12 protein-coding genes and 1 riboswitch are annotated in these 11337 nt (G+C 28.9%); of the genes, 2 read left to right on the forward strand and 10 right to left on the reverse strand.

Features of this window, described 5'->3' with window-relative positions; all coding sequences use genetic code 11:
• Window positions 1-9: 9 nt before the first annotated feature.
• The 7 genes from thiH to I4V51_RS09235 all read right to left on the reverse strand — a co-directional run bounded on the left by thiH (window position 10) and on the right by I4V51_RS09235 (window position 5223).
• Window positions 10-1113: a 2-iminoacetate synthase ThiH gene (gene thiH, locus I4V51_RS09205; RefSeq protein WP_195988140.1), complete on the reverse strand. Its 1104-nt coding sequence runs from the start codon at window positions 1111-1113 to the stop codon at window positions 10-12.
• 15 nt (window positions 1114-1128) lie between these two features.
• Window positions 1129-1896, reverse strand: coding sequence for a thiazole synthase (locus tag I4V51_RS09210; RefSeq protein WP_195988141.1), 768 nt, complete (start codon window positions 1894-1896; stop codon window positions 1129-1131).
• 3 nt (window positions 1897-1899) lie between these two features.
• The gene (gene thiF / locus I4V51_RS09215; protein ID WP_195988142.1) at window positions 1900-2706 is read right to left on the reverse strand and encodes a sulfur carrier protein ThiS adenylyltransferase ThiF; all 807 of its coding nucleotides are present in this window, start codon (window positions 2704-2706) and stop codon (window positions 1900-1902) included.
• A 27-nt stretch (window positions 2707-2733) separates the two neighbouring features.
• Window positions 2734-2943, reverse strand: a complete 210-nt coding sequence (thiS, locus tag I4V51_RS09220) for a sulfur carrier protein ThiS (RefSeq protein WP_195988143.1) — start codon at window positions 2941-2943, stop codon at window positions 2734-2736.
• A gap of 130 nt (window positions 2944-3073) precedes the next feature.
• Window positions 3074-3172: riboswitch (TPP riboswitch) on the reverse strand.
• 85 nt (window positions 3173-3257) lie between these two features.
• The gene (locus I4V51_RS09225) at window positions 3258-3422 is read right to left on the reverse strand and encodes a hypothetical protein (RefSeq protein WP_195988144.1); all 165 of its coding nucleotides are present in this window, start codon (window positions 3420-3422) and stop codon (window positions 3258-3260) included.
• Window positions 3409-4707, reverse strand: a complete 1299-nt coding sequence (locus I4V51_RS09230) for a cytosine permease (protein WP_195988145.1) — start codon at window positions 4705-4707, stop codon at window positions 3409-3411. The genes I4V51_RS09225 and I4V51_RS09230 overlap by 14 nt, the downstream gene beginning before the upstream one ends.
• A 30-nt stretch (window positions 4708-4737) precedes the next feature.
• Entirely contained in the window at window positions 4738-5223 is a 486-nt protein-coding gene (locus I4V51_RS09235) for a nucleoside deaminase (RefSeq protein WP_195988146.1), read from the reverse strand.
• 128 nt (window positions 5224-5351) lie between these two features.
• On the opposite strand from I4V51_RS09235, the gene I4V51_RS09240 reads away from it, so the two are divergent.
• Entirely contained in the window at window positions 5352-6107 is a 756-nt protein-coding gene (locus tag I4V51_RS09240) for a GntR family transcriptional regulator (RefSeq protein ID WP_195988147.1), read from the forward strand.
• Window positions 6108-6202: 95 nt separating this feature from the next.
• Here I4V51_RS09240 and I4V51_RS09245 read toward each other — a convergent pair whose 3' ends face one another.
• Window positions 6203-7123: a patatin-like phospholipase family protein gene (locus tag I4V51_RS09245; RefSeq protein ID WP_195988148.1), complete on the reverse strand. Its 921-nt coding sequence runs from the start codon at window positions 7121-7123 to the stop codon at window positions 6203-6205.
• Between the two features lie 215 nt (window positions 7124-7338).
• Between I4V51_RS09245 and yaaA the strand changes: the two genes are divergently transcribed.
• A complete protein-coding gene (yaaA, locus tag I4V51_RS09250) occupies window positions 7339-8094 on the forward strand; it encodes a peroxide stress protein YaaA (protein ID WP_195988149.1) in 756 nt (251 codons plus the stop codon).
• A gap of 68 nt (window positions 8095-8162) precedes the next feature.
• Here yaaA and I4V51_RS09255 read toward each other — a convergent pair whose 3' ends face one another.
• A complete protein-coding gene (locus I4V51_RS09255) occupies window positions 8163-10034 on the reverse strand; it encodes a beta-glucoside-specific PTS transporter subunit IIABC (protein WP_195988150.1) in 1872 nt (623 codons plus the stop codon).
• Between the two features lie 190 nt (window positions 10035-10224).
• Window positions 10225-11061 carry a PRD domain-containing protein gene (locus tag I4V51_RS09260; RefSeq protein WP_195988151.1) on the reverse strand — a complete coding sequence of 279 codons (837 nt, stop codon included), beginning with the start codon at window positions 11059-11061 and terminating at the stop codon, window positions 10225-10227.
• Between the last annotated feature and the right edge of the window lie 276 nt (window positions 11062-11337).

Genomic DNA, 11337 nt, shown 5'->3' on the forward strand with positions numbered 1-11337 from the left:
TTATTCCTCCTAAATTCTTTCCCAATCTTTTAATATCGGCTGATACCCAACTTCTTTTATCATAGTAATAATTTCTTGTACTGAACTTTCATCATTTATATCAAACTGTGCTGTACCCGCATCTTTAAGTGTATGTCCACCTACCTCAGTAGAAACTCCAGCACTCATTTTTGTAACACCAAAAGGTATTATATGTCTTCTCATATCTTCATTTTCTCTTGTAGAAATATTCATCCCACACTGTGGTGCAAATAATCTATAGGCTAAAAGAATTTGAACCATTTGTTTATCATTAACACCTTTTATTTCTAATAACCCACCTTTACAAGGCCTTATTCTTGGTGGTGAATAAGTTATATCACACTGTGGATATTTTCTTCTTAAATAGTCTCCATGTAATGCTGTGAAAAATGCATCTTTTCTAAAATCAGCTAGTCCTAAAAGAGCTCCTATGCTTATACTCTTCATTCCAGCTATTGCTCCTCTTTCTGGACCATCTAATCTATATTTGTAATTTTTCTTTGGTCCTGCTAAATGAACTTCATCATATACCTTCTCATCATAAGTTTCTTGATATATAGTAAGCCCTTCTGCACCAGCATTAACTACTTCTTTATACTGCTCTACAGTCATAGGCCATACCTCTATAGTTATTGATGGAAAATATTTTTTTATTACATTAATTGCATCAACAATATAATCTAATGGTGAATGATCCTGACTTTCACCTGTTAATAGAATTAAGTGTCTACACCCTTCCTCTGCTATAGCTTCTGCCTCTTTTTTTATCTCTTCTATATTTAATTTTCTTCTATTAATAGAGTTTTCAATATTATATCCGCAGTATTTGCACTTATTCACACAGTAATTTGAAATGTACATTGGAGTATATAGTAAAACAGTTCTACCAAAATACTGTAAACTTAATTGAACAGCCTTTGATGCCATTTCTTCTAAATGACTTGCTGCCTTAGGTGATAATAAATTTAATAAATCCTCATGACTTAAACTTCTCTCATTAATACTCCTTCTAATATCATCATCTGTTACCTGTTCAAAGTAACTATCAAAATCAAAATCCCTATATCTTTCTATAACACTATAAAAACTCAAAACTTAGTCATCTCCTTAATCTAAAAATCCTGTTAAAGGTGATGATGCATTTGCTTCTTTAGATACAGATCCAAACTTAGATAAATAAGCAAGTCTTCCTGCTTCAACCGCCATTGAAAATGCCTTTGCCATATTAGCTGGATTTTTAGATGATGCTATAGCTGTATTAACAAGACATGCTGCAGCTCCCATTTCCATAGCCTCCATAGCTTGTGACGGCTTTCCTATTCCAGCATCAACTATTATAGGAATATCTAATTCATCAATCATAATTTGAATAAGTTCTTTTGTTCTAATACCTCTATTACTTCCAATCGGTGCTCCAAGCGGCATAACAGCTGCAGCTCCAGCTTCTATAAGTCTTCTTCCTGCATAAAGGTCTGGACACATATAAGGTAATACAATAAAACCTTCATCTGCTAATGTTTTAGTTGCCTTTATTGTTTCTTCATTATCAGGAAGTAAATATTTTGAATCACTAATAACTTCGATTTTTATCCAATTTCCACAACCTAGAGCCCTTGCTATTCTTGCTATTCTTACGGCTTCTTCTGCATTTCTAGCTCCTGATGTATTTGGAAGTAGAATTACATCCTTTGGTATATTAGAAAGAATATCTTCTTCCTTATGATCTAAATCAACCCTTCTTACCGCCAAAGTAATAACCTGTGATCCACTATTTTCTAATACATCTTTAATTAAAGCATTAGAAGGATATTTTCCTGTTCCAACAAATAGTCTATTATTTAGTTCAACTCCACCTATAACTAATTTATCACTCATTTTCTACTTCCCCTCTTCTCCTAAAATAATTCGTAGTGCACAATTTGCCATATGATTTGCACAAATAGCTACCCTTGGTGCCATAAGCCCACTTCCTTCTTTGGCCTCATTTACACCATCTCCACATATATAAAATTTATTATTTATTTTTCTTGTTATTATGTCATTTGAAGGATAATAACTTGCCATTCCTGATGATGCTATTAAAACCTTATCTCTCATCTCAGTAAGTACAATATTACTTAATTCTGCTTTACATTCTGGATTATCAAAAGCTTCAAATATTATATCTACATCATTGAAAGTTTCTTTTATATTTTCTTTACTTAATTTTTTTATAATTGGAATAACATCAATAAAAGGATTAACTTCTTCTAAAGTTCTTTTAAGTGCAGTGACCTTATAATCCCCAATATCTTTAATATAATATTGTTGCCTATTTAAGTTTGACGGCTCAACTATATCAAAATCTACAACTTTAATATTGATTACTCCAAGCCTAGCTAAAGATAATGCAATATTAGAACCTAATCCACCTGCCCCTGCTATTCCTATAGAAATATTTTTAACACTTTCATAAACCTTTGGTGTATGCCTAGCTACTAATAATGCTTCTAGCTCTTCCTTTTTAGGTATCTCTCCTCTTTTAATAAATGAAATACTATCTCCATCCTTAAGTAATTTATCTTCTTTTATTGGAAACCCATTTAAAATTATTATGTCTGCTTCTGGCTTAATTCCTTCTCTAAGCTTAAAACAAGAAATTCCTTCAAAAACTTCACTATACTGTTCATTAACCTTAATTCTCACATTCTACCTCCTAACTCCTAACTGATTTTATCCGCCTCCAACAAAAGAAATAACCTCTATAGTATCATCTTCATTTAAATTTACATTACTGAAATCTTCCTTAGAAACTATCACTCCATTAAGCTCAATTACTACTCTATCTTTATTTACCTTTAATTTATCTAATAACTCTATTATGTTATTGATATTTTTAAAGTTTATTTCACTACCATTTACTTTCACTACCTTCACCTCCATCCATCTTCACCCCAGGGGCACGCTATATTTGTCGAACAAAAAAAAGCTGCACCAATAGCGGTACAGCTTTTAAACTCAAATATAAAATTTCTAAATACACTTTATTTTGCAATAAAAATATATTTAATCTTACTTTATTTTAACGCTTCCCTCCGCTGGTATTAACCATATCAGGTTCATAGGGTTAGGATTTCTCCCTCTCAGCCATAAGGCACCCCTAGCATTTTTATTCTCTTTTAACTTTATTTTACTATTTAAGATATACTTTTTCAACATTTTTCCAAAATATTTTTGGATAAGCTTTAATTCCTTACTTAAGGTTGCCAATGATAAAATCCATAAGACATTATTCCTATACTCAATAGTAATCCTATATTTCCTATCATTATTATTGAAGATACATCGGATACACATGCCATAAAAGAACTTATTCCCATAATAATTATACCAATAAACGCACTAATCTTATACTTCCTCATAAGATGCTCCCCCTTTTATCTTCTTATTTCCAAATACAATACTTAGTATTGGGAAAATTATTATTGATGATATTAAGCTTGTTAGAGCTGGTAATCCAAATGGTATTACAAATGATAATACCAAAGAAATTGCCCAAGTTAAAAAGGCATTTATATTCCATTTTTTAAATTTTACAGTTTCTAAAGATTCATATCTGCCTTTATTAAGTATAAAATAATCTGCTATTATAATTCCTGCAAGAGGGGGTATTACATTACCTAAAGTCTCTAAGAATGTAAAGAAAAAGCCTATTTCATAAGGTCTAGTTAAAGTTGCTAGTGCTGCTATTATTAAAAGAATTATGATCATTTTCTTACGATCCATGTTAAATGAGTTAGAAAGGTTTAACGAATTTGAATAAAGATTTGCTGCATTTGTGGTAAATATATTGGTAGTCATTAATATTATTGATGGAATTAACAATCCCATTGATAATAAAACTGCTGGTAAATCACTATTATTTACTGCTATTGCTGCTAAAGCACCACATATTATCATTAATGAGTTTCCTAGTAACAATCCTGTAAGAGCACTTAAAATTGCTTCTTTAGTACTTCTAGCATATCTCATTATGTCAGCTATACATGTTGCTGATGATAAAATCCAAGTTCCTATAATTGCTGTAACACCTGTACTTATAGCCATTACAGTGGATGGTGTATATGAAAATATACTTTCTAATCCTCCACTCATATTTATAGCCCTAGTAGATGTTGCTATTGATAAAAATACTATTGCTGGTATTGATACATATCCAAGAACAGAAATAGCCTTTATTCCTGCAAATGCAAATACACCCATTAATATTGCACTTAATATCATACAAATTCCTTCTCCAAAAGGTCCGAAATCAAAAATAAGAGCAATGAAATGACCATATGTTGCTGCTTGAATTATATACCAACCTAAATTTACAAATGGAACAAAAAAAGAAGCTATTCTTGATCCATTTACCCCAAAACTATATTTTGTAAGAAGTGCGAAGCTCAGTCCATTTTTACTTGAAATAATACTAACAAGAGTTGCTATAATACCTAAAAATATATTTCCTAAAATACAAACTAATAAAATATCACTAAATTTTAGCCCTGCAGCAAGTCCTCCACCTGCCATCATGCTAGTGATAACGAATACATAGCCTGTCCAAACAATTGTTAGACTTGCATAACTCTTTCTTTTGTCTTCTGGTACAGCACAAAATTCATAATCATTAGTTGTTGTATTAGTTTCTTTTTTTGAATCCACTTAATCAACCTCCTACATAATTAGTTCATATTATTTATTCCAGAAATCTTTATGGACTTCTGCCACAGCTTCTTCAATTTCTTTAAAAGGTCCTATAACTTCAATATCCTTTTGACCCCTTTTAAGAACTTCTCTACAAGGCAAATCAAATGTTGGATTTTTCGGATCACTTCCTGTTATATTTAATAAATCCTTTTCTGACATTCCATAAACTACTCTTCCAACATTTCCCCAGTATATTGCACCTGTACACATAGCACAAGGTTCTGCTGTTGAATATAAAGTACACTTCCATAAAAAATCTTTTGAATACTTCATAGAAGCTTTTTCCATTAATTGTGTTTCAGCATGACCTGTACATTTATAATCAGTACCTTCAATATTCATTTGTTCCATTAATACCTCTCCATCATCGCCCACCAAAATACATCCAAATGGCATATTTCCTGATTCACGTGAACGTCTAGAAACTTCTACACATATTTTTAAATAGTGTAAATGACTTTTGTAACTCATTTTAACACCTCCTAAATAGGTAATACGTATTACCTTTACCATATTATACCATAGTATATATTTAAATTTAATTCGTTTTATGCTATAATTTGGAAATATTCTTATTTTTGTTGATTGGAGTTATATATATGGAACCTATAAAGAACAAAAGTCTTACTATGCAAGTTAAAGACTCAATATTAAACTATATAAAAACTATTAATTTAAATGAAACCACTAAATTGCCTAGTGAAGAAAATTTAGCTCAATTGCTTGGAGTTAGTAGAATAACAATTAGATCTGCATTAAATGTTCTTGCTTCTGATGGTGTTCTATTTAGGCGTCACGGCAAAGGCACATTTATAAACAAAGAAGCACTAAAAGTAAAAACTTCATTAAGCCCAACTAGCGAAATCACTGACATAATAAAAGCTAATGGATTTGTACCAAGAGTAAAATTATTATCTTGCACTAAATTGTTTCCACAACAAAAAATATATGAATCATTAAATATTTCCGCAAAATCTGATGTTATTGAAATAAAAAAAATATTTTTTGCTAATGAAACGCCTTGTGTTTATTCAATAGACTATATAGCCTTTGACTTTCTACATAGCTTAAATGACTTTGAGGAATTAAAAAAATATGAATCATCAATATATAAATTTATTTATGAAAAATATAATGAAATAATAGAATGGGATAATGTTCATATTACTACAACAACAAATGTAGAAGATAATACTTTAAATAGTGTTTTCAACTGTAATAAATCCATAAAATCTTTTCTAGTAGTAGAAGGAATAAACTATAACTCAAAAGATAAAGCTATTCTATTCTCAACTGAATATATAGACACAAAATTTATTTCATTTAATCAAATAAGAAAGAAGATAACATATTAATATATAAAGTTAAGAGCCATAATGATTTTTCACTATGGCCCTTAACTTTACATATTATATACTTTTGTAAATTTCTCACTCTAAGAATCCTATTATTAATTCTTTTTCTTCTTTTTATCTATTTTTCTTTTTACACCCTTTAAGTAATTATATGTCCTATAAAGTGTTGGATTTTTTCTTTCTTCTTCATTTTTATGAACAAAACTCATTAATTCCATAATAGGTTCTATTTTATTTATAGTGTCATTATATCCTTCTATTATTCTTACACGCTTTGCATCTGCATCTAAATTTAGAGTTCCTGTTATAGCATTTTCAACCAAATTCTCAGGAGCAATTATTATAAGTCTTGAATTTGGATAAAGTGATCTATCAATTTGACCATCTTTCGATAATAAAACTACAATTATGATATCACATTTTTCTCCATATACAGGTTGAATTGGAACATTATCAGCAATTCCTCCATCTATATATTTTTCACCTAAAACTTCAGTACTATCATATATCAAAGGCAATGAAGCTGATGCTAATACTATTTTTTTAGCAGTTTCTTCATCATAATCATTTATTTTAAAATATTTAGCATTAAAATTAGGTAACTTTGTACATGCTGCATAACATATTTTATTTTTGTCTTTAACTTTATTAAAATCTAAATATTTTTCTACCATCTCCACTGCGCCATCATTACTAATGGCTCCATGCTCTAGTTTATCAGTTAAAAACTTTTTTGCCAGTTGTAAATTTTTACCACCAAGATATAATCCAATTCCTCTTTTAATTAACTCTGTTTTGCTAATAGGTACTAACTTATCCATTGTTACTTCTTCCCAAAGCTTATCCGCATTTTCCATTTCATCCATAGCAAATAATATTGAATTAAATGCACCTATAGATGTTCCAGAAAAAACTGATATGTATTTAGTTAGATTTAATTGTTTTAATGCTTTCCAGACACCAAGCTCATATGCCCCTTTTCCCCCACCACCTGCTAATACTAATCCTATTTTCATACTATCTTTTCTCCATTTTAATTTTCCACTTTTTTCTTAAATAAATTATACTATAAATTTTATACTTGTAAAATATTCATAATTTTTCTGTATTGATATTTATCTAAAATTAAAAATCAGTTTATATAAATAGTTCTAAAATTTTTATTTTTATATAATAACTATTATTATGTATGATATACTATTTATATTATTTAACTTAGGAGCTGATTATTTTGAATAATAAAAATTTTAATATAATTATTTCACCTGCAAAAAAAATGAATATAAATAATGATGATATTATAAGTGAGTCTACACCATGTTTCATGGAGAAGACTAAATATCTATTTGATAATTTAAAAAACTATACTTACGATGACCTAAAAAAACTTCTAGTTTGTAATGATGAAATTGCAGAACTTAATTATTCTAGATATAAAAATATGAACTTATATAAAAATCTATCACCTGCAATTCTTTCTTACGAAGGCATTCAATATAAATATATGTCACCTGATTCATTTAGTAATTCAGAGTTTCAATACATATCAAATCACTTAAGAATTTTGTCTGGATTTTATGGTGTTTTAAAACCATTTGATGGTATAGTACCTTATAGATTAGAAATGCAAGCAAAGTTATCCGTAGGAAATTCAAAAAACTTATATTCTTTCTGGGGTGACTTATTATATAAAGAACTTACAAAGGATACTAACACTATATTAAATCTTGCCTCAAAAGAATATAGTAAGACTATAGAAAAATATTTATCTAAAGATGATACCTTCATAACCTGTATCTTCGGAACTCTTGTTAATTCAAAAATTAAAGTTAAAGCAACTGAAGCTAAAATGGCTCGTGGACTTATGATACGTTATTTAGCTGAAAATAATATTAATGATATAGAAAAAGTTAAAGATTTTAGTGAACTTGGGTTTTCATACTCAAATGAATATTCTACTAATAACGAATTTGTTTTTTTAAAGTAATTCTAAAAAAGCGCTTGTGGATAACACAAACGCTTTTTTCGCTAATTTATTTTAAATAATTTTATTAACTATTTAACTACTTTAATTAATTCTTCATTTTCTTTAACTTCTCTATCTATAAAAGTTAAAACATCTTTATAGTTATCAGGGTTTGTAACTAATACTGGTGTAATTGTTTCATATCCCTCTTCTTTTATTGCCTTTATATCAAACTCTACTAATAAATCTCCAACCTTTACCTTATCCCCGCTTTTAACATGAGCAGTAAAATACTTTCCCCCTAACTTTACTGTATCTAATCCTATATGAATTAATATCTCCGCTCCATTATCAGCTGTTAACCCAATAGCATGTTTAGTTTCAAACAATGCTGAAACTACTCCATCAACCGGAGATACTGCTCTTCCTTCAGTTGGAATTATAGCTGCACCTTTTCCCATTATCTCTTCTGAAAAAGTAATATCATTAACTTGCTTTAAAGAAACCACTTTTCCTTCTATTGGAGATAAAACTACTGCATCACTCTTAATATCTATAGAGTCAATAGCAATCTCTTCCACTTCTATTTTATCCTCTTCATTTTCAGGGTCCTCAAACCCAAATATCCATGTTAATACAAAAGCCACTACCATAGTTATTCCTGCAACTATTAATGCATTTATAAAGTTATATCCACCTTCTGAATTTATAAATTGAACTATTGATAAAATTGCTGGTGTCGCAAATACATAACATTTTAATCCAACAAATCCTGCATATAATCCTGAAATTCCCCCTGCAATCATACACGCATATAATGGCTTTTTATATTTTAAAGTAACACCATACATAGCTGGTTCAGTAACCCCTGCTAAGAAAGCAGATATACTTGAAGCTCCAGCAACTTGTTTTAAATCCTTATTCTTAGATTTAAAGAATACAGCTAAACAAGATGCCCCTTGCGCTAAGTTAGAACATAACATACCAACTAATAATAAAGCGTCAAATCCAACGTTAGGATTATTTATATTCATTATTGATAATGGAACAAAAGCCCAATGCATACCAGTCATAACTAATAAAGGCATTAATGCACCCATTACCATGATAGCAAGCCACCCTGCTTTATCATAAATAAATACCATTGCACTTGATAATGTTTCACCTGCATAGAATCCTATAGGACCTATTACTATTAAAGCTATTGGAAGCGCAATTAAAAGTGTTAACATAGGTTTTAAAAAATTCTTTGTAACTGCTGGAGTAATCTTATCTGTAAACTTTTCAATATATGACATCACCCATGACATCATAATTACTGGGATTACAGAATACGCATAACTTGCTGAAGCAACTGGCAATCCAAATAATGAAATTTTTTCACCAGCATCAACTAATCCAATAAAATTAGGATATACCATAACTCCAATTATGGCTGCTAAAGTATAAGGATTTATCTTAAATTTCTTAGATGCTGAAATACAAAGTATTAGTGGTAAAAAATAAAATGTTGCATCTCCTAATGCATTTAATATTACATAAGTTTGACTTGTCTCTGAAAGTATACCTAACATTGTCAATACAACAAGTAAAACTTTAATCATACCAGCACCAATTATTGCTGGCATTGTAGCAGACATGCATCCCGAAACAATGTCTAATATACTAGTTAATATTCCCTTCTTTTCTTTAATTTCATTTGAATTTCCTTCATTAAAATTTCCAAGCTTTAAAACTTCTTTATAGCATCTTCCTACACTATTTCCAATAATAACTTGATACTGTCCACCTTGCTTTGTAACACCCATAACTCCTTTTATTTTCTTTATAGCTTCATCATCAGCTCTTCTTTCATCTTTTAATACAAATCTAAGTCTTGTCATACAATGTTGTACACAACTTACATTACTTTCTCCACCAATATTCTCTAATATCTTTTTGGCAACTACTACATAATCCATTTTTCATTCCTCCATTTAAAATTTATAAATTTTAATGAAGTAAAGCCCATAATACAGTGTAATCTGTTTACGGTAACTACCTTTCATAACTAATATTTTTTATAAAAAACCTAAGAAATATAGATGAGCGCTCTAATCTATATTTCTTAGGTATAGCCTACATTACTAGTAACAATCCTAATAAATAAAATTAATCTTCTTTTATTATCCTTTTTATATGTACAGTTAAATACATCATTTCTTCATCTGAAAGCTCATGCTTAAATTCTTTTAATATATATTTTTTAATTTTTTCTGTACAAGCATAAGCATCCTTATACTGATGCTTTATCATTTCACAAAAATTAGTATCATCACTTTTTATAACTTTTCCACTAATCATTCTTTGTGCAAAAAACTTTAAGTGAGTTATAAATCTTTCATAATGTAATGAATACTCGTCTAACTCAATATTGAAATGGAATTTAACAATATTTAATATATTTTGAATCATTTTTGTTATATCTAAAGTATCATTCATATCTTTTGAATTTAATTGTGCATTAACTATATGTAATGCTATTGATGCTGCTTCATCTTCAGGCAATTCTACATTTAAACGCTTTTTTATAATTGATAATGCTTCTTTACCAATTAAAAACTCATGATTATAGAATCTCTTTATTTCCCATAGCAAAGCATTCTTGAAATTTAAACCTTGTTTATATCTTTCAATTGCAAAACTAATGTGATCAGTTAATGATATATAAATATTATCATTTAACTTTTTACCTAAAGAGTACTTGGCATAAGAAATAATTTCATTAGAAACTTGTACATATTCTAAAGGGATTTCTGATAGTAAAGTCATTAATTTATTAGAATCTTTCTTATTCTCAATAGCATATATCTTCTCTATCTTGCTTTGATCTACAGTTTCTCCTACTTTCCTTTGAAAGCCTAATCCACATCCCATTACAAGAATTTCTTTACCACTATTATCAAATGTTCTAATCAAATTATTGTTTATTATTTTATCTATCTTCATTGTTATCCCCCCTTTTCACTTATTTTTAAGTATAAAAAAAGACCATACTCAAATAAAATGATATAAAAATATCATTAATAATTTGGTAAAGCCTGCATAACCAGTAACAACCCATGATCTTTATTAACTTTATGATAATGATATCATAAAGGAATTTTAGTGTCAACTTCTACTTAATTCATACATCTTTATGCTCTCCTTACATAATACTTATTTTTTATTTTTAAATTATTATAGTATACTTACAATAATTACTACTATATAATTAATAATAAT

Origin of the sequence: Clostridium sp. D53t1_180928_C8 (assembly GCF_015667795.1) — a bacterium.
Lineage (GTDB): Bacteria > Bacillota > Clostridia > Clostridiales > Clostridiaceae > Clostridium.

What these genes read in the sequence shown, in the direction of transcription:
- I4V51_RS09210 (WP_195988141.1), bottom strand. Translation starts at nt 1,896, where the DNA reads ATGAGTGATAAATTAGTTATAGGTGGAGTTGAACTAAATAATAGACTA.
- thiS (WP_195988143.1), bottom strand. Translation starts at nt 2,943, where the DNA reads ATGGAGGTGAAGGTAGTGAAAGTAAATGGTAGTGAAATAAACTTTAAA.
- I4V51_RS09225 (WP_195988144.1), bottom strand. Translation starts at nt 3,422, where the DNA reads ATGAGGAAGTATAAGATTAGTGCGTTTATTGGTATAATTATTATGGGA.
- I4V51_RS09235 (WP_195988146.1), bottom strand. Translation starts at nt 5,223, where the DNA reads ATGAGTTACAAAAGTCATTTACACTATTTAAAAATATGTGTAGAAGTT.
- I4V51_RS09240 (WP_195988147.1), top strand. Translation starts at nt 5,352, where the DNA reads ATGGAACCTATAAAGAACAAAAGTCTTACTATGCAAGTTAAAGACTCA.
- I4V51_RS09245 (WP_195988148.1), bottom strand. Translation starts at nt 7,123, where the DNA reads ATGAAAATAGGATTAGTATTAGCAGGTGGTGGGGGAAAAGGGGCATAT.
- I4V51_RS09255 (WP_195988150.1), bottom strand. Translation starts at nt 10,034, where the DNA reads ATGGATTATGTAGTAGTTGCCAAAAAGATATTAGAGAATATTGGTGGA.
- I4V51_RS09260 (WP_195988151.1), bottom strand. Translation starts at nt 11,061, where the DNA reads ATGAAGATAGATAAAATAATAAACAATAATTTGATTAGAACATTTGAT.